Raw genomic sequence first — 23,013 nt, 5'->3', positions numbered from 1 at the left:
TTAACCTTTATGAAGGTCAAATTAAATATCATTTTATTTATTTATTATTTTTGAAAGTTAACTAATGCAAGGAATGATTCAGGATCCATACTTGCACCACCAACAAGTCCACCATCGATATCTTCTTTAGACATCAAATCTTTAACGTTAGCAGGTTTAACTGAACCACCGTAAAGGATACGTACTTTATCAGCAGTATCAGCGTCATACAAACTAGCAATCTTTTCACGGATTACGTGAACCATTTCTTGAGCTTGATCACTTGTAGCTGTTTTACCAGTACCGATAGCCCAGATTGGTTCGTAAGCGATAACTGATTTAGCTAAGTCAGCAGCAGAAATGCCTTTAACAGCATTTTCGATTTGACCAGTAACCCAGTCTTCAGCTTTTCCAGCTTCACGTTGTTCAAGAGTTTCACCACAACAGATGATTGGCAACATGTTGTTCTTAAGAATAGCATGTGCTTTCTTGTTGATGTCTTCGTCAGTTTCGCCAAAGTATTGACGTCTCTCTGAATGGCCGATGATTACATAATCAAGACCCATTTCTTGAAGAGCTTTTGGTGAAGTTTCACCAGTAAAGGCACCTTCATCTTCAAAATAACTGTTTTCAGCAGCTGTCTTCAAAGGTTGACCTTCAGCACCTGCAACAAGTGTTGTTAAGTCAATAGCAGGAGCTCCAATAATGGCTTCTACACCAGATTCTGGTAATTTACCTTTGATACCGTCTAAAAATTCTTGGGTTTCTTTAGGATTTTTGTTCATCTTCCAGTTACCCGCAATAATAGGTGTACGCATAAATTTAACACTCCTTTAATTATTTGTCTGAGATTGAATCAATACCAGGTAATACTTTACCTTCAAGGTATTCTAGTGAAGCTCCACCACCAGTTGAGATGTGTGTAAGCTTGTCAGCAATACCAAGGCTCTTAGCAGCAGCAGTTGAGTCACCACCACCAACGATTGTTGTAGCATCTGATAAGTCACCAAGTGCACGTCCAACTTCGAGTGTACCTTCAGCAAACTTGCTCATTTCGAATGCACCCATTGGTCCATTCCATACAACAGTCTTAGCACCCTTCAAAGTATCTTTGAACAATGCGATTGACTTAGGTCCGATATCCAATGCCATTTCGTCATCAGGAATATCAACACCATCAGTAGTTGTAGCAGCAGCGTCGTTTGAGAATTCTTTAGCGACGATGTGGTCTACAGGAAGAACAATTTTGTCGCCTGCTTTTTGAAGGAGGTCCTTAGCAAGTTCAACTTTGTCTTCTTCGAACAATGACTTACCGATCTTGTGGCCTTGAGCAGCCAAGAATGTATAAGCCATACCACCACCGATAATGATATGGTCTGATTTTGGAATAAGATGTTCAATAACACCGATCTTGTCTGAAACTTTAGCTCCACCAAGAATAGTTACGAATGGGTGTACTGGATTGTCAACAGCGTTACCCAAGAACTTGATTTCTTTTTCCATTAAGTAACCAGCAGCAACTGGTTTGCCAGCAGCTTTCATAGCTGTTGAGATACCAACGTTTGATGCATGGCTTCTGTGAGCTGTACCGAAAGCATCATTGATAAATACATCACCAAGTGAAGCCCAGTATTCGCCTAATTTAGGATCATTTTTACTTTCGCGTTTACCAAAGTCATTGTCGATATCTTGGAAACGAGTGTTTTCCATTAGTAAGATGTCGCCATCATTTAGTTCGTTGATAGCATCTTCTAATTCTTTACCTTCGTTAACAGGTACGAATTTAACTTTTAATCCGCTTAATTCTTGTAACTTTTCAGCAACTGGTTTTAATGACAAGGCTTTCTTGTCTTCATCACTCTTGATACGACCCAAGTGAGAAAGTAAGATCACTTTTCCGCCATTTTCAGCAACATACTTGATAGTTGGGATAGCGGCAACGATACGGTTTGTATCGCCAACAACACCATCTTTGATAGGAACGTTAAAGTCGACACGCATTAGAACTTTTTTGTCTTTTACATCAACGTCAGAAACGATAAGTTCGGCCATTATAAATCCTCCAATAGTTTTCCTTCAAAAAATGGCGGAAGGAGTTATCCTCCCTCCGCCAATTTAATACGTTAAATTAGGTTGTAAACTTTGTTATTTTAAACTATGAATTAGTTTAAGCTAGCAAATTTTTCAAGTGTACGAACCATTTGTGCAGTAAATCCTGATTCGTTGTCATACCATGCAACAGTCTTTACAACTTGGCCGTCACCTGAACCAACGATTTGTGTTTGTGTTGGGTCGAATACTGAACCAAATGATGTACCGATAACGTCAGATGAAACAATTTCATCATCGTTGTAACCGAATGAAGGGTTGTTGTCAGTATATTTCTTGATAGCAGCGTTAACTTCGTCAACAGTAACTTCTTTACCAAGTGTTGTAACTAATTCTGTAAGTGAACCTGTGATAACTGGAACACGTTGTGCATGTCCATCAAGTTTACCTTTAAGTTCAGGAACAACCATACCAAGGGCTTTAGCAGCACCAGTTGAATGAGGGATGATGTTTGCAGCAGCAGCACGTGCAGCACGAACATTACCTTTACGTTCTGGACCATCTTGAAGCATTTGTGTAGCTGTGTATGCGTGAACTGTTGTCATTGTACCAGCTTTGATACCGAATTCTTTGTTTACGGCATTAGCTAATGGTGCAAGACAGTTAGTTGTACATGAACCAGCAGATGCAATCTTAACGTCGTTTGTTAGGATGTCATCGTTAACACCATAAACAACTGTAGGCATTTCACCTGATGGAGCTGAGATCAATACACGTTTTGCACCGGCATCGATATGAGCTTGTGCTTTTTCTGATGATGTGTAGAAACCAGTACATTCAAGAACGATGTCAACACCGTCGTTGCCAACCCATTTAAGGTCTGCAGCATTCTTTTCAGCATATACAGGGATTTCTTTACCATCAACGATGATTGAGTTTTCTGTAGCTGTAATTGAATCAGTCTTGAAGTTACCATGAGCTGTATCATATTTAAGTAAGTGAGCAAGCATAGCAGGTGATGTCAAGTCGTTGATTGCTACAACTTCCAAATCACTGTCGATTGATGCAATACGACGAAATGCTAAACGTCCAATACGTCCAAATCCATTAATACCAACTTTTGTAGTCATACAAAAATTCCTCCTTCAGGAAAGTAAAAATATATTATATTTTTTTAAGGGTTATCCCTTAAAATCGATTGTGAGGCACCTTCATCAGTAATTAATATGGTGTGAGAAGGTGCATTTTTCATATATGCTTGAATTGCAGTAGCTTTAGATGCACCACCAGCAATCGCAATCACATATTTAATATTAGTAAGGTCCCGAACATGAAGTCCAATTCTAGGTACCTTATAGACAAGCTTACCATTTTGATCAAAGAAATCTCCAAATGCTTCAGCTACCGCATTACTAGATGAGATTGTTAGTTTATCCTCATCAGAAAGATTTCTTCTCTCAGCCATAACGCTCGCCGTTCCGATACTATGAACAACAACATTACACTTATATATTAAGTCAAGTACTGACTTAATTGAAGCCTCATTTTGGAGAGATTCAAAACTTCTCTCACTAATGTCTTCTGGTAAATATAAAGCCCTGTGTTGTCCGTGAGTTCTGTTGGCCATTTCGGCACACACACTGTTGGCTTGGATAATCACTGATTCTCCAACTCCACCACGTGCTGGCAAGAATAACAAATCGCGATTCTTAGAAAGACTTGGCGATAAGTTGCGCGCCACACGTGCAAGTGTGCTACCACCTGTAACAGAAATCAAGTTTTTACCTTTCGGTAAGATCGAACTTAGTAGTTGGTTCAGTCTCTGGCCAAAGGAATCGATCACACGATACTGTTTGTCTGAATTACCTGGCAAAACAATGCATCGTTCAATTCCTAACTTTTGACTTAATTGCTGTTCGATAAGTGCTGTACCCTGAAAGTCAGCTAGTAATTTGCTCAGTTGACCATTGGCTTGAATCCCCGCCTTGGTTAGAGACATTCCTGACTTGGATGAATTAATCAATCCTTGATTCTTCAAAAGGTCAGTCTCGGTTCTAAGGCTTCGTTCAGTAACATTGAGGTCATCTGCTAGGACCCGACGGCCCACCGGTTCCATTAATTTGATACTTTGCAGTATCCTGAAACGTTTTTCAACTGTCTTAATGAAATCGGGAGCAACCAAATCCAACAATTCTAAATCATCATTAATTGTCATTTGATATACTCCTTGGGACTAATCCTGTCCCTGTATGTCCTTTTGTGACCCATATACTCAAAAAATAAAAGCCCGGATAAACTTTGTTACCTCTCAAGCACAGTTCCTATTATAAACGCTCGTGCGAAGAATTCAAGTATAAAGTAGCCAAAAGTATAAGGTTTTTTTTATTTTTGCGTAAGATTTACATTTCAAATTTGTTTGAGATAATATGTTTATGAATGCGCCGCTAGTGTAATGGATCGCACACAGGATTCCGGTTCCTGGAATGTGGGTTCGACTCCCACGTGGCGCATATGTTTGTTGGGACATTTTAAGTCCACACTTGGTTACTATCGATTGATCGTGGCCTTTTTTATCACGTTTAATAGTTAATATCATGTTTTTATAATCGAAATAATATCGTCTCAATCAATTAATTGTATATCGGCTTGCTTATATCTTTTCCTATACTATAGTTATAAAATTATAACTGTATCGGGGAAATCATTTAAGTTTGATTTAAGGTAGCAACGGTATTACTTAACTAATACATAGGAAAGCGGGAATTGGTTATGAAACATAAGAAAACGTTATTATTAGTTGTTCTGTTAGCATTTTTAACAGTTATCGGAACAGCTTGTTCATCTAGTAGTTCGGACTCAAGTAGTAAATCTTCGACTTCTTTTAAGAAGACTGATACAAATGATTCAAAAAAAGATCCTTCTTTATCAAAAGTAACTAGTGAGGTTGAATCTAAATTCAAGCAATACAGTTATAAAGATAAGAAGACTGGTGTAACATTACGTTACAACTTATTCGTTCCAAAAAATTATAGTAAGGATAAATCATATCCGATGTTAACATTCATTCCTGATGATTCAGTCACTGGACAAAGTACAAAGACTGGTATCACTCAAGGATACGGTGGTAGTATCTGGGCGACAAATTCAGAACAAAAGAAACATGCTAGTTTCGTCTTGATTCCAGTTTTCGATTCATCAACTGTTTCCGGTGGAATGGGAGAATTTGGATCCAAAGTAGTTAAGAAAAATGTTAATACATACCTAGACTTACTAGATCATCTCGAAAGTAAATATAGTATAAACAAAGACAGGCTTTATGGTTCAGGTCAATCAATGGGTGGTATGACAATGTTCTACCTCAACGCTACTCATCCTAATTTGTTTGCAGCTACTCTTTATACATCATCTCAATGGGATGTTAGTCAACTTAAAAAACTAAAGAATCAAAAATTCTTCTATATTGCTGCTGGCGGAGATTCAAACGCTTCGACTGGTCAAAAAAATGTTAAGAAGATGTTGAAGAAAGATGGCAAGAAATATACATCCGTTACCTTGGATGCAACAGCTTCAGCTAAAACTAAGAATACCGCAGTTAATAAGTTGATCGACAAGAACGAAAAAGCCAACTTTATTACTTGGAAATCAGGTTCAGTGCTTAAGGATTCAACTAAAGGAATGGAACATATGGCATCGTTTGATTATGGCTATACGACTCCCGCTGTCCGTGACTGGTTATTCAATCAATCTAAATAGTTATATTTTTTTAGGAAATAAATTAAAGGAGAATACCAATTGGTATTCTCCTTTTTAGTATTTATCTATCTTCAATACCTGTGTGCAATTTGCGAATAAAAATGAAGCATGTTAGCAATAGTAACAAACAGGCACCGAAGCCTAATTTGATACCAACTAATTCCCCACTCATCGTTCCCATGTCACTATGTTTGTCAGCAATAGTAATAATAGCAATCAGTAACGCAGTTCCAAAAGAAGCAGCGACTTGTCTTAAAGTGTTGTATAAAGCTACCCCATCAGGAATTTGTTCGTTTGGCAAATATGACAAAGCTTGAGTCTGGATCGGTATCAACACTAGTACCAGTCCAAACTGTCTTATCGTTTGCCCTAATGTAATCATCAAGATTGAGGTCCCTGGTGTGACCAAAACTTGTAAAGTTGTTCCAATACAGTCAATCGTTATCCCAATCAAAACTAAAAATCTAACTGGATATTTGTCGAACAATTTTCCACTTATTGGTGACATGATTCCTGTCACCATCGCACCTGGTAATAATACCAACCCAGAAATCAATGCACTTTTATGGAAAACATTTTGGATCAGTATAGGTAATAAAATTGTATTTCCATACATGGTGACCATCAAGATCATATTTAGAATGTTGGCAATATTGAATTGTGTATGTTTAAAAACATTCAGATTAACAAAAGGATTGCTGGATCCCTTTTGGGTTTTGAAAAATAATGCGGTAAATACTAGACCGGCAATTAATAAACCTAGAATGTTCCAAGAAACAAAGTTGTATTCACCAATGTTAGAAAATGACCAGAGTAAGCACAATAGTGCAAAACTCGCTGTGACCATCCCTTTTACATTGAAAGTTAAATCCGTTTCTTTGGTAATTCTAGGTAACTGGAATACCGACAAAATGATGCTCAAAAGTGTGAATGGCATAGTCATGATGAACAAGTATCTCCAAGAAAAGCTGTCCAAGACCACTCCAGAAAGTGTTGGACCAATGATCGGAGCAAAATTGAATACCAGACCTATGATTCCCATGACACTTCCACGATGTTTTTTATCAGTTGAACGCATTGCCATAACATTGACAAGTGGATTCATGACTCCGGCACCAATTGCTTGGATCATTCTTCCAAGGACTACTAACAAATATTGATTAGCAATGGCACCGATTAAAGATCCAATGAAGAAAAATGACGAGAATAATAAGAATAGCATTTTGAACGAAAACTTTTTCATTAAATATGCACTGACTGGGATCATCAATGCATTTGCGAGCATATATCCATTACTCAACCACTGTGCAGAAGAATATGAAATATGGAATACATGCATAATTGGTGGCAGTGCAGTGTTCATCAAGGTCGAACTTAGCACGCCAAAGAAACTACCAAATAAAACTATAAATAATGAATTTCGTGTCCCCTTTTGCATTATTCTCTCCCTTTAAACATTAGTTGACATAAGCAACTTAAATAACTATATTTAATTTAGTTGCTTATGTCAACCAATGGAGGGAATAATGAAACAATCAGATATTGATAAGATTCGCCAATTCGATCGATTTTATACAAATGTATTAAAACTGACCGATAAATATCATCTGCATACCCACTACACACTCCTGGAAGCACGAATACTTTTGGAGATAAATGCCGGAACCAACACCGCAAATCAGCTACTGACCTTACTTAAATTAGATAAAGGATATTTAAGTCGTGTTTTGAAAAAGTTGGAAAACGATAAGCTGATTTCAAAGGAAGTTGATCCTAGCGACCTAAGAATCAAGAAATTAATTTTGACCAATGACGGACATGCTGCCTTGGATGTGATCAATAGTCGAGCAGATTCACAAATTGAGGGATTATTTGCGAATGTGCCTTCAGAAGACATAAATAATATTATAAAATCAATGGAAGAAATCCAAAACAAATTGAAAGAGTGAACAAGAAAAGATCATGGCAAATATTTATTTGAGAAAATCTACAATAGAAGATTTAGATTCAATCATGGAAATTATCGAAGAAGCACGGGCCCTACTAAAAAAAGATGGTAGCCCTCAATGGCAAGACGGATCACCTGATGTTGCCACTATTAAGTTGGATATTGAAAAACAAGAAAATTGGGTGTTGATGGTCGACGACAAAATTGCTGGAACTACTACTTTGATGACTGAAAATGATCCCAACTACAAAATCATTCAAGATGGAAGTTGGAACAACGATGACACCCCATACGTCACAGCGCACAGAGTTGCCATTTCAAATAAGTTTCGAGGGATGCATCTAGGAAAATTCTTATTTTCAAATTTAATGACCATCGCCATTGAACATGGATTTAAAAATTTCCGAATCGACACACACGAAATGAATAAAAGAATGCAAGGTTTATCAGTCAGTTTAGGTTTCAAAAAACGTGGAATCATTTATGTTGGGCCATCTGAAGATGATAGACGGATCGCATTCGAATTAAATCTTTAAGCCACTAGTTGTGAGAGGAAGGATCATTTGGAAACTAGACTAGACGACATCAGACCGGCTGATGTTGGAGATTATATGAAGGTATTTGCCTGTACGGCAGTCATGTTGCAGTCCGTATTAGGATTCGTGGTTGGTACTGAGCCATCAAATGACATCCAAATTGTTATTAGCTTCCTATATAATCTAGTTAAATTCACCGCGCCAGCATTTATTTTTGGAATCTTATATTCGACTATGCGCACTAATATGAACTCAGATTTGAAAAATTACCCACATTATTTAAAAAACCAATGGTCAGCCTTATTTGTTCCAACAATTTGGTGGACTCTAGCCTATCTACTAATATTTCCCACAGTCCAACAAATAAACCATTACAACAATTTAAGTAGTTTTCTATGGCAGTTTATCAACGGAAATGCGGCGCCCCATCTCTGGTACAACACTATGATGTTGCAATTCATCATCCTCATGCCACTGTTCTGGATGCTGGGAAGATGGGCAAACAATTCTGATTCCAGGGCACTATGGATAATCATTATTACCATCGTTGGATACTTTGCTTGGATTTATTTTTATGATTTAAAAGTATTTCATGGACTTGAATCAACAAATTGGTATCTACTCGATAGATTGTTTATCAGTTTTATCATCTATGGGATATTTGGAGTTATCGCTTGGATCTACCGAGAACAATTTGAAAACTTGATCAAAAAATCTTGGATTTTCATATTGGTCGCCTTGATTGCGACTTTTATCTGGACCAACAAAGAATTGTTAAGCTTTGGATTTCCATTAAAATTAGCCAACGCTCCATACTATAAGCCATCTATGACACTGTATTCACTTCTAGTGATTGGATCAGTGGCAACCCTAGCAATCAATCACCTTCGTAAAAATTCAAAAGTCTTACCAGTGTTTCATTTTTTGGCAGTATACGCATATCGTGCCTATCTATCGAACGTTTTCTGGCTCGAAATAATCTGGTTAATTTTTGGAAAAACGCTCGCTCAGTCACATCCAATTTGGTCAATTTTTATATGTTATTTTCTTACTTGGATATTATCGTTCTGTTCAGCTTATCTACTACATATCATCTGGTCCAAAATGAAATCTGGCGCCAAGCAAATCACAGCCTGATTTAACTATTTTGTGGGATAATTATTCAGTTAACAAATAAAACATATTTATTTTTATTTTATGAGCTTAGTTTGTTGACCCAATATAAATTATATGCTAAATTAGCACTGTACTATTTAGAGTGCTAAAAGTTAGTTAGCGCTAATTAATAATAGGAGGCAGTATATGTTAGTTCCTACAGTTATTGAACAAAGCTCACGTGGCGAACGTGCCTATGATATTTATTCAAGATTATTAAAAGATAGAATCATTATGTTATCTGGTGAAGTTAACAGTCAAATGGCCAACACAGTCATTGCAGAATTACTTTTCCTAGACGCACAAGACTCAGATAAGGATATTTCAATGTACATCAACTCACCCGGTGGTTCAGTTACCGACGGATTAGCTATTGTTGATACTATGAATTTTGTTAAATCTGACGTGCAAACAATTGCAACAGGTTTGGCTGCCTCAATGGGTAGTGTTCTTTTGTCATCAGGAACAAAAGGTAAGAGATTTGCTCTTCCAAATTCAACTGTCCTTATTCACCAACCATTAGGTGGTGCTCAAGGTCAACAAACTGAAATTGAAATTGCAGCCCAAGAGATTTTGAAGACAAGAAAGAGATTAAATCATATCTTGGCCGATAACTCTGGACAAACCTTCGAAAAACTTCAAAAGGATACTGATCGTGATAATTACATGACAGCCCAAGAAGCTAAAGATTACGGTTTGATCGATGAGATTATGACAAACAAAGCAGATAAATAATTTTTATAATTAAAGTAGAAAGCAAATTATTTTGTTTTCTACTTTTTTTGTGGAATGGACAATAAAAAATAATAAGCCTATTCTTAGTTTGAAGGAAGTAATTATCATGGAAGACAAGCAGATCCAAAACCCAATGAGTAGAAAGTTATTTGTCAGCACCCTGCTGGCAGGTACTTTTACCATGTCGATCAGTCAATCATCCCTCTCGACAGCCTACCCAACCTTGATGAAATTTTTCGGTGTCACCGCACCTACGATCCAATGGTTAACTACAGGTTTTATGTTGATCATGAGTATCATGATGCCAATCAGCCCCTGGTTGCTAAATAATATTTCGTTCAAAAAATTATTCCTGAGCGTTGTCGGAATATTTGGAATTGGAACATTAGTGATCATCGTATCCCAAAGCTTTGCAATGGCAATGCTTGGGCGAGCGTTAGAAGCTATTGGGGTGGGAATTTTATTCCCATCGTTTCAATCGGTACTACTAGCAATAACCCCGGAAGAAAACCGTGGTACAACAATGGGATTTGCCGGACTAGTAATGGGTTCCGCACTTGCTAGTGGCCCAATTATCTCCGGTATCGTCTTGAATTATCTGAAATGGCAAGGACTCTTTGTAATTTTTCTAATTATTATGGTTCTCATCTTTGTTTTAGGATCATTTTATATCAAAGACGTCATGCCACGTCATAAGATGAGATTGGACTTTCTATCAATCGTTTACTTAGTTGGATTGATTGGTCTACTTTATGTCGTCAATCAAGCCGGCAGCACGCACAGTTTTGGAACTAGCTTATTGATTATTTTGATAATCAGTATTGTTCTGACCGGATTATTTATTTATCGTCAATTAACTTCAAAGGAACCATTACTCGATTTGAAAGTTATGAAGACATTCAATTTTGATTTGGCAATTTTACTCACCGGATTTTCATATATTTCATTGATAGTTGTTACAATTATCTATCCACTTTATTATCAAAACATTTTACATACATCCGTTTTGATTTCAGGGTTAGCCCTAGTCCCACCAGCAATCTTGTTAAGTATCTTAAATCCATTAACAGGTAAATTGGCTGATAAAATTGGTTTTAAGCCTACCTTACTCTCCGGAATGTCAATGATCGTCGTTGGCTGGTTCCTATTATTTGTTATCAACATCAAACTTGGCATCTGGCCAATGATTCTGATTGCCATGTTGATCGAAGGTGGAAATGCTTTCGTTATGATGCCAGCAACAACATTAGGTGGTAATTCATTACCCGAAGATCTGATTCCACATGGTACTGCGATTATCACGACGGTTCGTCAATTACTAGGATCATTGGGTGTTAGTTTAGCAACCTTGATTCTAGTAAGCAGTAATCAAAATCATAACCTACCAGCAAACGAAGGATTAGCCGGATATCACAGTGTATTCACTTTCTTCTTCGTACTTGCACTAATTGGTTTAGTATTTGCCATCATGGTCAAAGATTACAAAAAGTCTCCAAAAACACAAAAATAACACTTCATTATGAAGTGTTATTTTTTTATACTTTAGCCTCTTCAGCCATTTGATTTATCTTACGTAATCGATGATTGATACCAGATTTTGAAATGGAGCCACTTGGTACCATGTCACCCAGTTCCTTCAAGGAAACTTCAGGATTATCTAATCTCAAAATTGCAATCTCTTGTAATTTCATAGGTAAGGAATCTAATCCAATTGTGTCACGTAGATATTTAATATTCTCAATTTGACGTTCAGCTGCTTCAACTGTCTTGTTGATATTAGCATTTTCGCAGTTAACTAAACGGTTAACTGAATTACGCATATCACGGACTATTCGGATATCCTCGAATTTTAGCATTGAATTAGTTGCACCAATCAATTGCAGAAAGTCGGCGATACGTTCTGCCTCTTTCAAATAAACGATATACCCATTACGACGTTTAGTCGTTCTTGCATTCAATCCAAAATGATTCATCATTGTGGCGATATCGTCGTTATGAGATTCATAGAGTGAATAAATTTCCAAATGATAACGAGATGTCTCAGGATTATTGACACTACCTGTGGCCAAAAATGCTCCACGTAAATAAGAGCGCATTCTTTGGTCCTCTCCTAATATGTCAGGAGTTACATCAGTATTGATCGACAAACCTGTTTCATCAGTAATACCTAAGTCTTTCAATACTTTTTCTGTATCACGTTTCAGACGAACAAGATACTGATTGTTCTTCTTCAACTTCATTTTTTTACGAACTAATAGCTCAGATTCCATTCCATACTTTTGTTTGATCAATGAAAAAATTCTTCTCGCAATTGCGGGATTTTCGGTTTGTACTGACAACACGAAGTGATGATTTTGTAAACTTAATGAACCATTCATTCTGATCAGAGCGGATAACTCAACACGAGCATGCTCTGGATGGACCTCTAAGCTAGTGAGTTCTTTCTTAACCTCACTTGCATAGGAAGCCATGTTATCTCACCTCATTTTTTCTATTCCCTGTTTGAAATGCTAAATTAAGAATTTCATGGGCAATCTTGTCTCCATCATGGAATGCACCGTGATCACGCAATTTGAGAAAATCATCAGAAATGACTTTACATCCCATTTTGCGTAGTGATTCAAAGTCAGGCTCAACTTGATTAATATATTCGTCGTACTTTTTACGATCCATGTACCCCTTGGGAATTGGACGGGTGTTGACTAAAACAGTGTCAACAAAATTAGCACCTAAGTGATCATCTAAGACCTTTACGTGATCAGCATCAGTAAAGCCTTCTGTCTCACCAATCTGCGTCATAATATTACAAATATATACTACTTCCGCTGGTGTCTGTTTGACCGCTTCACCAAGCTGTTTGATCATCAAGTTAGGCAGAATACTTGTAAATAAACTACCTGGTCCTAAGACAACTACGTCAGCTTGCATGATCGATGCCAAAACTGGCAACAATGTCTTGGGCTCATCTTCAGGATTATCTGAATTTGTTACCCAGACTTTTTTGACGTGTTTACCTGAATGAGTGATTTCATGCTCCCCTGACAAAGTTGTTCCGTCAGTGAATTCTGCATTCAGCGTCAATTTAGTATTTGAAGCTGGGAAAACATTCCCATCGATACGCATCATTTTCGACAATTCTTGAACTGCATCAAAAATATTCGGTGTCATTTCACTCAAAGCTGCAATTATCAAGTTTCCTAATGCATGTCCTGAGAAAAAGTCATCATCACTCTTGAAGCGATGCTGGAAAACTTCTAGCTCTGGACTTGGCAAATCAGACAATGATGCCAATACGTTACGGATGTCCCCTGGTGGCACAACGTTGATATAATTTCGAATTATACCTGACGAGCCTCCATCATCTGCCACTGTAACGATTGCGGTGATATTTGCATCTTCTTTTCGTAAACTGTTCAATACAACTGGTAAACCAGTTCCCCCACCTATAACAACAACTTTTGGACGACGTCCTTTTACGACTCGTACTATCCTATTTGCTGCCATTTTGAATAACCTTCTTTTGAGATTTGTCCATATCACGGTGTGTGATATCTACATAATATTTTTCTTTCAAATCTGTACCTAATCTTTGTGCAATAGCTACTGAACGATGTTGTCCACCTGTACAACCAACTGCTATCGTCAAACTTGTCTTACCTTCTTTTTCATATCCAGGCAAGATATCTTTCAATAGTCCATAGAATTTATTGTAAAAATTCTCTGTTTCTGGACTATCCATCACATAATCATAAACTGGTTTATCCATCCCTGTTTGGACTTTCAATTCAGGAACATAGTAAGGGTTTCTCAAAAAACGAACATCCATTACTATATCTGCATCGATTGGTAAGCCATATTTGAAACCAAATGACATTACCTCTACGTGAAAGGTTGGAACTTCTGAACTCTCTTGGAAATTAGCAAAAATCGCTTCACGCAATTGTCTTGGTGACAAGTCAGTTGTATCAATTACGACTTGGGCACGAGACTTCATTTCACCGAGTAATTCACGTTCTTTTTGGATTCCATCCAATAGACGACCTTCCATGGCTAACGGATGGCTACGACGTGTCTCTTTATATCTTGAAACCAGTTCCTCATCTGATGCATCAAGGAACATGATCTTCATTTCGACCTTTTGATCTTTTTCTTGCTCATCAACTTGCATTTCAGCTAGCATTGAGAAAATTTCATCATAGAAGGCGCGAGATCTAATATCAACAACTAGAGCAACTTTACTGATAGTTCCTGATTCATGCACCAATTCCCAAAATTTTGGAAGTAAATTTGGTGGCATATTATCTATACAAAAATATCCTAAATCTTCAAAAGATTGCATTGCTACAGTCTTTCCAGCACCGCTCATTCCGGTAACTATGACTAAACTAAGTACCTTTTTTGACATTAGTGCACCTCACATTCAGATACTAGCATAACATTACAACCCGGGCGTGTCTATTTTAATGTCATCTGAATAATATTCTTTTATTAGAGTATAATGATTGCCATAAATAAATCGTTTGTCTGTGGAGGTTTCTTAATTGAATACTGTCTTCCTGATACTACTCCTTGTTGCTGCTGTCGTCGCAGCTAATGCTCTTTTTACTAAATTCAATGTAATTCCCGCTGCTTTCGTTCAAATTGCTGCAGGTTTGATTTTGTCATTATTTCCTATATATAAAAATTTCCATCTTGAACCTGAGGTGTTCTTATTAGTAATAATCTCGATGTTGATGTTTAACGACGGTCAGCATACTAGTTTAGGACGTTTGACTAGGTCATTTGGAACAACATTCTCTTTGGCGGTCGAATTATCAGTTGTTTCGATCGTCATTGTTGGATTTTTGACACATCTCCTTATACCGAGTTTGTCACTAGCACTAGCATTTGCCTTAGGATCAATTATTACTCCTACTGATGCCGTTGCAGTTTCTTCAATTACCAATAAGGTCATGGTCCCGACCGAAGTTATGAATACCTTGGAAAATGAATCACTCTTTAATGATGCATCAGGTATCGTAGCAATGAATCTACCAATTGCTGCCGCTGTTACTGGAAAATTTTCAGTCTGGCATGGACTGGGCGACTTCTTCTTCGTCTTCTTCGGAGGTATCGTTGTTGGGGCAATATTGGGTGCCATCATCGTTCAAATACGTATCCGACTAATTAATAATCGTGTTGATATGCCTTCCGTGATCGTCCCCTTCACATTACTGACACCGTTCGTTGTTTATCTTTCTGCTGAAGCGTTAGGTGTTTCAGGAATCTTGGCCGTTGTTGTTACCGGTCTTTTCCATGGTGTTCAACAGAACAAACTTAGACTGACGACATCATCACTACAAATCGTCATGTCATCCACGTGGAATATTATTTCTACTATCTTGAATGGAATAGTTTTTGTTCTATTGGGACTTTCGCTGCCAAGTGTTATTGCCAGCTTGCGTAGCCGAGGAACTTCATCGGTAGCAATATTGATTGGTGTCGGAATCCTACTATACGTTGTCATGACTGTTTTGAGATACTTATGGACCCGATTTGATCTTGCCAGAATCCGAGCTTGGGACAAACATGATAAAAACAGTAATAGTATTGTTCTTGCCCTAAGTGGCGTTCATGGAACTATTACTTTGGCCATGGCGTTTTCTTTACCATTCACACTAAACGGCAGGCCATTTACATATAGAACCGACATGATTTTTATTGCTAGTGTTGTGATCATAACTAGTTTGCTGGTCCCAACAGTTATCTTGCCACTAATGCTTCCAAAACAAGTTTCTAAAGTATCAGAAGTTGCAATTGCTGATGCTAAAGGTTCAATGGTTACACATGCGATCCAATTAATAAAAACAAAGTATGGCAATACTGCCGCGGCTAGCCAAGTTATCAACATATTGGATGGTCAACGAACAGTTGATGGTAAATTGAACAAGAATAAATTAGACAAACTATTTGAGGGCTGTTTTAATGCCGAACAACTTGCTATAGATAAAAATCTTGCAGATGGAAAAATAACAAGTCAGTACGCCGACTTATACATGAACGTTGCTCAGAGAACCATGATGCATTACCAGCAGAATGGTTTCCAGAAGTTCAAATTTGTATTTAAGTTCAGAATTGGCCAAAGATTATCCTTGTCTGAAGATGCACGCAGAAAACGTAAAGAGTTCAAGAAAATGAAACCAAACGGGATGAGTAAGGAAGAATTGATCAGACGTAATAGGAGCATGTGGACCAAAATGAGATCTGTTGAAGAAATCCCATATTCCAATGTAATCGACTATCTAAACAAAAACACGACCGAAGATAATGCCAAAGAAGTTAGCGTGGCACGTCGTGCTTATGATGAAAGACATCGTCGTCTTTCTGGTCAAGGTGAATCGATGCAAGATGAACAAAACGAATTGTTAATTGAAGCATTCCAGCAAGAATACAATTTCATCCAGAATCAAGTCGCTAGGAAAGTTTTTGACCGTGAATTAGGCAACGCACTTTATGAACAAATTTCTACAGATCAATTAGTTTACCTTCAGTCAGTAAATGACGATTAAAAAAAGACAGTTATTTCGGTTTTACAGGTACTGCAACCATTTTTTGCAACAAATAAATAAAAGCACTATCTGATTTTTATTGGGTTACTGATAATCGGTATTCTACCGGTGATTGGTAACCCAATTTTTGTAAAATACGTTCATTATTCCAAAATTGGATGTATTCATCCACCATTTCAATTACAATTGAATTTGAGCCTATTGGCTCGTTGTTTATGTAGAACGTTTCAGACTTTAGTGAGGAATGAAACGATTCTATCAGGGCATTATCAGCTGGAGTTCCTTTACGGGACATACTTCTGATGATGCCTTTTTCTCTGCACTCATCAAATACTTTCCTTGATGTATATGTGGATCCTTGATCACTGTGAAGTATTGTTTCCTCGCCCAACTCTGGTAATTGTGCAAGAGTACCAAGAACCAATTGCTCATCAGGATGATCTGATATTTTATAAGCAATTATTTCATTGTTAAATGTATCCATGATTGTTGATAGATAAAGCATGCACGTGCCAAAAGGTAGATACGTGATATCTGTCGTTAATTTAGTTAATGGGGTATCGGTATCCCAATCACGATTAATTATATTATCAAAGGTTTTGAAGGGATTTCCTGACCGATGTTGTACCTTGATTTTTACTTTACAACCCCAATTATTTTTGGACATTATTCGTCTCACTTTTCCTTCAGTACAAGCAAATGAAACTTTAACCTTATTGAATACTTTGCGATAACCAAATCGGAAGTGAGCTACTTTACAAACTTTATGAATTTCTTGCTTCAGTTCTTTGTTTCCGGGTTCTTTTGGTTTGAGATTCCTATAATAGGTGGATCTTGCAATACCTAGTATTTCGCAAATTCTCGCAATCGGAATATCGTGACTTAGTTCTGTGATCATATTGATGGTGGATTGATTTACCACAACCTTTCCTTGATTAAATATTTTTTTACGACAGTTAACTCTTGTTTCATTGCTTCGATATCTTGTTGGTATTGAATCTCTGATGACTCACCGGCGTTACCTTTTCGGTATTTATATTGCTTACCTGGTTCCTGTCTAAGTCTGTAATAATCGCATTTCGCACATATTTGCGCCAAGTGTGAATAAGTCCATCACTCTTTAAACCAAGCCTTTGAACAATTTCTCTTCCCGACATTCCGGTATTTAGAAGCCTAACTGCCTCCAATTTTGTTTCATATGAATATCTATTGTTAGTCAAAATAAAAACACCTCCGAGATTTATATTATCTCAGAAGTGCTTTTATTTATCTGTTGCATATTATAGACTCAGTACCACAATCGATAATAACTGTCTATTTTTTACTTCTTATCTTTTAAAGCATCTTTTGTACGTTTAGTATCACGTTTCAAAATTGGTCCTAAATACTGACCAGTGTAACTCTTCTTAACTTTTGCAATATGTTCTGGTGTTCCAGTAGCGACAACATTTCCGCCACCTTCTCCACCTTCTGGTCCAAGGTCGATGACCCAATCTGAAGACTTGATAACATCTAAGTTATGTTCGATGACCAAAACAGTATTACCTTCATCAACAAGTCTTTGAAGAACATCCAATAAACGTTTGATGTCGTCTGTATGCAATCCAGTTGTAGGCTCATCTAAAATATAGAAGTTGTGTCCATTAGACTTCTTGTACAATTCAGAAGCCAACTTCATTCTTTGAGCTTCACCACCAGATAATTGTGTAGCTGATTGACCTAGTGAAACATAGCCAAGTCCTACATCAACAATTGTCTGGAGCTTTCTTTTGATTCTTGGAATATTACTAAAGAAATCAAGTGCTTCTTCAACCTTCATATTCAAAACATCTGAAATGTTCTTGCCCTTATAAGTTACTTCCAAAGTCTCAGAATTATAACGGGTTCCATGACAAACCTCGCAAGGTACGTATACGTCAGGTAAGAAGTTCATCTCAATTTTAATGATTCCGTCACCACGACAATTTTCACAACGTCCACCTTTAATATTGAAAGAGAATCTTCCCTTTTTATATCCACGTAATTTTGCTTCATTTGTTTGTGAGAACAAATCTCTAACATCATCAAAGACGCCAGTATACGTGGCAGGATTACTTCTTGGAGTTCTTCCAATTGGGCTTTGGTCAATGGCAATCATTTTCTCAAGTTTATCGTAACCAATTATTTTCTTATACTTACCAGGCTTTTGAGAATTACGATTCATCTTCTGTGCCAGTGCACGCTTCAAAATCATATTGACTAAGGTTGACTTTCCAGAACCAGACACACCAGTAACTGAAATAAATTTACCAAGTGGAAATTTAACATCAATATTCTTTAGATTATTTTCAGCAGCGCCTTCGACTTCAACGAAGTCACCAGAACCCTTTTTGCGTTCCAAGGGTACTGGAACAAATTTCTTACCAGCCAAATATTGTCCAGTTAGTGATTTTGGATTATCCTTCACTTCTTCTGGAGTTCCAGCAGCAACAATTTTACCACCTTTTTCACCAGCACCAGGTCCAACATCAATCAAATAATCCGCAGCCAACATTGTGTCTTCATCATGCTCGACAACAATTAATGTATTACCGAGGTCACGCATTTTCTTAAGTGAACTGATAAGACGATCATTATCACGCTGATGTAATCCAATAGAGGGCTCATCGAGAATATACATGACACCTGAAAGATTAGATCCAATCTGTGTAGCCAAACGAATACGTTGAGCTTCACCACCAGAAAGTGTTCCGGCAGATCTAGACAATGACAAATACTCCAAACCAACGTTGATCAAGAAAGAAAGTCTGTCTCTAACCTCTTTCAAAATTGGTTTAGCAATTACTGTATTCTGTTCACCTAAAGTTATTGAATTGAAGAATGGTAGTTCATCTTTGATAGAAAGATCTGAAACTTCAGCAATATCTTGGCCTTCAACTTTGACTGCTAAAGCTTGACGATTCAATCTCTTACCATGACAAACAGGACAAGTAAGTTCAGTCATATACTTACGCATAACCTCACGTGTAAAATCAGAACTTGTCTCATGATAACGACGATCGATATTTTTCAAAACACCTTCAAATGGAACATCAACATCCCTGACGCTTCCAAAGTCATTTTCATAATGGAAGTGGAACAACTTGCCATCTGATCCATTCAGAATCAAATCTTTTTCACGTTTTGATAGCTTATTGAACGGAGTATCCATATTGATCTTAAAAGTCTTACATGCTTGAGCAAGCATTTCTGGATAATATTGAGAACTAATTGGGTTCCATGGAATAATGGCCCCTTCAGCTAGACTCTTTGATGGATCTGGAATTACAAGGTCCATATCGACTTCTAGCTTCATTCCTAGACCATCACAGGCCTCACATGCACCAAAAGGAGCATTGAAGGAGAATAATCTTGGTTCCAACTCTCCAACTGTGAAACCACAAAGTGGACATGAATTCTTTTCAGAGAAAACCATCATGTCACTACCAATAACATCGATGTTCATGTATCCATCTGATAATCTCAATGCTGATTCAACAGAATCAGTTAAACGAGATTTGATATGGTCATTAACAACGATTCTATCAACGATAACATCAATATCGTGTTTCTTATTTTTATCCAGTTCAATATCTTCACCGATATCTCGAGTCTCACCATCAACTCGTACACGAACATAGCCTTGCTTTTGTATTTGAGCAAGAGCTTTTTTGTGTTGTCCCTTTTTGGCACGAATAACTGGAGACAGTACTTGTAATTTAGTACCTTCGTCTAATTTTAAAACTGCATCAACCATCTGTTGGGCTGATTGGCTAGTGATCACCGTACCATCATTAGGACAAATTGGAGTCCCAACTCTGGCCCACAGTAAACGTAGGTAATCGTTTATTTCTGTAACTGTCCCTACAGTCGATCGAGGGTTCTTTGAGGTAGTTTTTTGGTCAATAGATATAGCTGGACTTAACCCATCAATAGAGTCAACATCTGGCTTATCCATCTGTCCTAAAAATTGTCTAGCATATGAAGAAAGACTTTCAACATAACGTCTTTGTCCTTCAGCGTATAACGTATCAAATGCTAATGAACTCTTCCCTGAGCCAGATAAACCTGTCATTACGACCAATTTATCTCTAGGAATAGTCACATCAATATTTTTTAAATTATGAGCTCGTGCCCCATGAATTACTATTTTATCGTTCAGCATTCCTTAATCCTCTTAATTCATTTCTGCCTTTAATTCTAGAATTGTATCACGTAAATTAGCAGCACCCTCAAAATCAAGTTTCTTAGCTGCTGATTCCATTTGTTCGGTCAAATTATCGATCAATTCATTCTTTTCTTTCTTACTCATATCTTCAAAGTTCAAATCATCTTCAACAATTTGTTCCTTCTCAGATTCCGAATTATCGACCTTATGGAACATTGTAATTGCATCGCGGATCGGCTTAACAATTGTAGTTGGTGTTATGCCATGTTCTTTATTAAACTTCATTTGGACTTCACGTCTGTGTGCAGTGTCATCTATCGCACCTTGCATAGATTCGGTTATAGAATCAGCATACATAATGACTCTACCATTTTGGTTTCTTGAGGCACGTCCAATAATCTGAACAAGTGAACGTTTGGCACGCAAGAAACCTTCTTTATCGGCATCCAAAATGGCAATCAATGAAACCTCAGGCACATCGATACCTTCACGAAGTAAGTTGATACCAATAAGCACATCAAACTTTCCAAGTCGCAGATCTCTGATAATTTGACTACGCTCAATAGTCTTGATATCACTGTGCAAATATCGGACTTTTATACCTAGATCTTTAAAGTAATCGGTTAAATCTTCTGCCATCTTCTTAGTCAAAGTCGTGACAAAAACACGTTCATGTTTTTCAACACGATCGTTTATTTCCGCGACCAGATCATCGATTTGTCCCATGATCGGTCGGACCTCGATTACCGGATCTAGCAATCCAGTTGGACGAATAACTTGTTCCACTTTATTCGGAGTTCTATCTAGTTCATATGGACCAGGTGTTGCAGAAACATACATTATCCTTTTGACATGAGTTTCAAATTCTTCCAGTTTCAATGGACGGTTGTCCAATGCACTTGGAAGTCTAAATCCATAATTTACTAGCATTTCTTTTCTAGCTCTATCACCGTTATACATACCACGGATCTGAGGCATGGTAACGTGAGACTCATCGATCATAATATTGAAATCGTCAGGGAAGAAATCTAACAACGTAAATGGAGGCTCTCCCTCTTTACGTCCTTCCATGTGCCGAGAATAATTTTCGATACCAGATGTATATCCCATCTCACGCATCATTTCGATATCATACTCAGTACGTTGCTTGATACGTTGAGCTTCAAGAAGTTTACCTTCTTTTTCAAACTTAGGAACTTGAACATCCAACTCATGTTGGATTCTTGTCAAAGCTTGTTCCATGCTGGCATCACTGATCATAAAGTGAGTTGCAGGGAAAATACCGATGTGGTCCATTGATCCAATGATTTCACCAGTCAAGGCATTCATTTCAATAATACGGTCGATCTCATCACCAAAGAATTCAACTCGAATAGCATTATCATCTCTTGATGCTGGGAAAATATCCACGACATCACCACGAACACGGAAACGTCCACGTTGAAAATCGATATCATTACGTTCAAATTGGTTCTCTACTAATTCTTCAAGTAACTTATTACGTGATATCTGCTGACCGACTCTTAATGAAATAATACTGTCAGCATATTCTCTTGGATCACCTAAACCAAAGATACATGAAACTGAAGCCACAACAATAACGTCATTACGCTCAAGCAAAGAGCTTGTGGCCGAATGACGTAACTTATCGATTTCATCATTGATACTAGAATCCTTTTCGATATAGGTATCACTTGATGGAACATATGCTTCTGGTTGGTAGTAATCATAATAACTAACAAAGTACTCAACAGCGTTATTGGGGAAAAATTCTTTCATTTCACCATACAGTTGTCCAGCCAAAGTTTTGTTATGAGAAATAATCAAAGTCGGTTTATTAAGATTCTTGATAACATTGGCCATGGTAAAGGTCTTACCGGTACCAGTGGCACCTTCAAGAATCATTTCTTTTTCACCATTTTCAAAGCCCTTAGTTAGCTTATCGATGGCTTGCGCCTGATCACCAGCAGGTGCATATTTAGAAACCAAATCAAATTTATTGTCATCTACTCTATCTATCACTTTTTAACCTCCAGAGCTAAAAAATACATCTAACTCAAACAAGAATTAGATGTATTTGCGTTAGAAAAGATTATATCGTACATACATATTAACATACCGAAC

18 protein-coding genes and 1 tRNA gene are annotated in these 23,013 nt (G+C 37.4%); 8 read left to right on the top strand and 11 right to left on the bottom strand.

Translation table 11 applies throughout. The annotated features are described in order from the left end of the window. Positions 1-44: 44 nt before the first annotated feature. From tpiA to EKM63_RS03850, 4 genes are all read right to left on the bottom strand, one after another. The gene (gene tpiA, locus EKM63_RS03865; protein ID WP_125703900.1) at positions 45-797 is read right to left on the bottom strand and encodes a triose-phosphate isomerase; all 753 of its coding nucleotides are present in this window, start codon (positions 795-797) and stop codon (positions 45-47) included. 19 nt (positions 798-816) lie between these two features. Further along, positions 817-2,031, bottom strand: coding sequence for a phosphoglycerate kinase (locus EKM63_RS03860; RefSeq protein WP_125703898.1), 1,215 nt, complete (start codon positions 2,029-2,031; stop codon positions 817-819). A 110-nt stretch (positions 2,032-2,141) separates the two neighbouring features. Beyond that, positions 2,142-3,158: a type I glyceraldehyde-3-phosphate dehydrogenase gene (gap, locus tag EKM63_RS03855; RefSeq protein WP_125703896.1), complete on the bottom strand. Its 1,017-nt coding sequence runs from the start codon at positions 3,156-3,158 to the stop codon at positions 2,142-2,144. Between the two features lie 44 nt (positions 3,159-3,202). Then, the gene (locus EKM63_RS03850) at positions 3,203-4,243 is read right to left on the bottom strand and encodes a sugar-binding transcriptional regulator (protein ID WP_125703894.1); all 1,041 of its coding nucleotides are present in this window, start codon (positions 4,241-4,243) and stop codon (positions 3,203-3,205) included. Positions 4,244-4,466: 223 nt separating this feature from the next. On the opposite strand from EKM63_RS03850, the gene EKM63_RS03845 reads away from it, so the two are divergent. Beyond that, positions 4,467-4,538: transfer RNA gene (locus EKM63_RS03845), tRNA-Arg, on the top strand. A gap of 259 nt (positions 4,539-4,797) precedes the next feature. Then, a complete protein-coding gene (locus EKM63_RS03840) occupies positions 4,798-5,781 on the top strand; it encodes a carboxylesterase family protein (protein WP_125703892.1) in 984 nt (327 codons plus the stop codon). A 61-nt stretch (positions 5,782-5,842) separates the two neighbouring features. Here the strand turns inward: EKM63_RS03840 and EKM63_RS03835 are convergent, their stop codons facing one another. Beyond that, positions 5,843-7,219 carry a DHA2 family efflux MFS transporter permease subunit gene (locus EKM63_RS03835; RefSeq protein ID WP_125703890.1) on the bottom strand — a complete coding sequence of 459 codons (1,377 nt, stop codon included), beginning with the start codon at positions 7,217-7,219 and terminating at the stop codon, positions 5,843-5,845. 88 nt (positions 7,220-7,307) lie between these two features. On the opposite strand from EKM63_RS03835, the gene EKM63_RS03830 reads away from it, so the two are divergent. The 5 genes from EKM63_RS03830 to EKM63_RS03810 all read left to right on the top strand — a co-directional run bounded on the left by EKM63_RS03830 (position 7,308) and on the right by EKM63_RS03810 (position 11,665). After that, positions 7,308-7,730, top strand: coding sequence for a MarR family winged helix-turn-helix transcriptional regulator (locus EKM63_RS03830; protein ID WP_164504899.1), 423 nt, complete (start codon positions 7,308-7,310; stop codon positions 7,728-7,730). A gap of 13 nt (positions 7,731-7,743) precedes the next feature. After that, a complete protein-coding gene (locus EKM63_RS03825) occupies positions 7,744-8,265 on the top strand; it encodes a GNAT family N-acetyltransferase (RefSeq protein WP_125703886.1) in 522 nt (173 codons plus the stop codon). 75 nt (positions 8,266-8,340) lie between these two features. Then, positions 8,341-9,402, top strand: a complete 1,062-nt coding sequence (locus EKM63_RS03820) for an acyltransferase family protein (RefSeq protein WP_125704152.1) — start codon at positions 8,341-8,343, stop codon at positions 9,400-9,402. 165 nt (positions 9,403-9,567) lie between these two features. Then, the gene (gene clpP, locus EKM63_RS03815; protein WP_125703884.1) at positions 9,568-10,155 is read left to right on the top strand and encodes an ATP-dependent Clp endopeptidase proteolytic subunit ClpP; all 588 of its coding nucleotides are present in this window, start codon (positions 9,568-9,570) and stop codon (positions 10,153-10,155) included. A gap of 106 nt (positions 10,156-10,261) precedes the next feature. Then, entirely contained in the window at positions 10,262-11,665 is a 1,404-nt protein-coding gene (locus EKM63_RS03810; RefSeq protein ID WP_125703882.1) for an MDR family MFS transporter, read from the top strand. Positions 11,666-11,690: 25 nt separating this feature from the next. Here EKM63_RS03810 and whiA read toward each other — a convergent pair whose 3' ends face one another. The 3 genes from whiA to rapZ are packed head-to-tail and all read right to left on the bottom strand — an operon-like array spanning position 11,691 to position 14,560. Next, complete coding sequence (whiA, locus tag EKM63_RS03805; RefSeq protein WP_125703880.1) at positions 11,691-12,626, bottom strand: DNA-binding protein WhiA; 936 nt, start codon at positions 12,624-12,626, stop codon at positions 11,691-11,693. 1 nt (position 12,627) lies between these two features. Further along, entirely contained in the window at positions 12,628-13,659 is a 1,032-nt protein-coding gene (locus tag EKM63_RS03800; protein ID WP_125703878.1) for a gluconeogenesis factor YvcK family protein, read from the bottom strand. Beyond that, on the bottom strand, positions 13,646-14,560 hold the full coding sequence (rapZ, locus tag EKM63_RS03795; RefSeq protein WP_125703876.1) for an RNase adapter RapZ: 915 nt from the start codon (positions 14,558-14,560) through the stop codon (positions 13,646-13,648). Before rapZ ends, EKM63_RS03800 begins: the two co-directional genes overlap by 14 nt. Before the next feature lie 136 nt (positions 14,561-14,696). On the opposite strand from rapZ, the gene EKM63_RS03790 reads away from it, so the two are divergent. After that, positions 14,697-16,703 (top strand): cation:proton antiporter, encoded by a 2,007-nt coding sequence (locus tag EKM63_RS03790; RefSeq protein ID WP_125703874.1) that lies wholly within the window; start codon positions 14,697-14,699, stop codon positions 16,701-16,703. 76 nt (positions 16,704-16,779) lie between these two features. Here the strand turns inward: EKM63_RS03790 and EKM63_RS03785 are convergent, their stop codons facing one another. The 3 genes from EKM63_RS03785 to uvrB all read right to left on the bottom strand — a co-directional run bounded on the left by EKM63_RS03785 (position 16,780) and on the right by uvrB (position 22,911). Then, entirely contained in the window at positions 16,780-17,646 is an 867-nt protein-coding gene (locus EKM63_RS03785) for an IS3 family transposase (RefSeq protein ID WP_225418258.1), read from the bottom strand. A gap of 378 nt (positions 17,647-18,024) precedes the next feature. Beyond that, positions 18,025-20,886, bottom strand: coding sequence for an excinuclease ABC subunit UvrA (gene uvrA, locus EKM63_RS03780; RefSeq protein ID WP_125703871.1), 2,862 nt, complete (start codon positions 20,884-20,886; stop codon positions 18,025-18,027). Positions 20,887-20,898: 12 nt separating this feature from the next. Continuing rightward, complete coding sequence (uvrB, locus tag EKM63_RS03775) at positions 20,899-22,911, bottom strand: excinuclease ABC subunit UvrB (protein ID WP_125703869.1); 2,013 nt, start codon at positions 22,909-22,911, stop codon at positions 20,899-20,901. Positions 22,912-23,013 lie beyond the last annotated feature (102 nt).

Source organism: Companilactobacillus mishanensis (assembly GCF_003946505.1).
Taxonomy (GTDB): Bacteria; Bacillota; Bacilli; order Lactobacillales; family Lactobacillaceae; genus Companilactobacillus; species Companilactobacillus mishanensis.
Note: the sequence above shows the minus strand (reverse complement) of the source record. Positions and strands in the feature narration are given on the sequence as shown.

Excerpts from the sequence above, each read along its gene's own strand:
- tpiA (WP_125703900.1), bottom strand. The coding sequence starts at position 797 with ATGCGTACACCTATTATTGCGGGTAACTGGAAGATGAACAAAAATCCT.
- EKM63_RS03860 (WP_125703898.1), bottom strand. The coding sequence starts at position 2,031 with ATGGCCGAACTTATCGTTTCTGACGTTGATGTAAAAGACAAAAAAGTT.
- gap (WP_125703896.1), bottom strand. The coding sequence starts at position 3,158 with ATGACTACAAAAGTTGGTATTAATGGATTTGGACGTATTGGACGTTTA.
- EKM63_RS03850 (WP_125703894.1), bottom strand. The coding sequence starts at position 4,243 with ATGACAATTAATGATGATTTAGAATTGTTGGATTTGGTTGCTCCCGAT.
- EKM63_RS03840 (WP_125703892.1), top strand. The coding sequence starts at position 4,798 with ATGAAACATAAGAAAACGTTATTATTAGTTGTTCTGTTAGCATTTTTA.
- EKM63_RS03835 (WP_125703890.1), bottom strand. The coding sequence starts at position 7,219 with ATGCAAAAGGGGACACGAAATTCATTATTTATAGTTTTATTTGGTAGT.
- EKM63_RS03830 (WP_164504899.1), top strand. The coding sequence starts at position 7,308 with ATGAAACAATCAGATATTGATAAGATTCGCCAATTCGATCGATTTTAT.
- EKM63_RS03825 (WP_125703886.1), top strand. The coding sequence starts at position 7,744 with ATGGCAAATATTTATTTGAGAAAATCTACAATAGAAGATTTAGATTCA.
- EKM63_RS03820 (WP_125704152.1), top strand. The coding sequence starts at position 8,341 with ATGAAGGTATTTGCCTGTACGGCAGTCATGTTGCAGTCCGTATTAGGA.
- clpP (WP_125703884.1), top strand. The coding sequence starts at position 9,568 with ATGTTAGTTCCTACAGTTATTGAACAAAGCTCACGTGGCGAACGTGCC.
- EKM63_RS03810 (WP_125703882.1), top strand. The coding sequence starts at position 10,262 with ATGGAAGACAAGCAGATCCAAAACCCAATGAGTAGAAAGTTATTTGTC.
- whiA (WP_125703880.1), bottom strand. The coding sequence starts at position 12,626 with ATGGCTTCCTATGCAAGTGAGGTTAAGAAAGAACTCACTAGCTTAGAG.
- EKM63_RS03800 (WP_125703878.1), bottom strand. The coding sequence starts at position 13,659 with ATGGCAGCAAATAGGATAGTACGAGTCGTAAAAGGACGTCGTCCAAAA.
- rapZ (WP_125703876.1), bottom strand. The coding sequence starts at position 14,560 with ATGTCAAAAAAGGTACTTAGTTTAGTCATAGTTACCGGAATGAGCGGT.
- uvrA (WP_125703871.1), bottom strand. The coding sequence starts at position 20,886 with ATGCTGAACGATAAAATAGTAATTCATGGGGCACGAGCTCATAATTTA.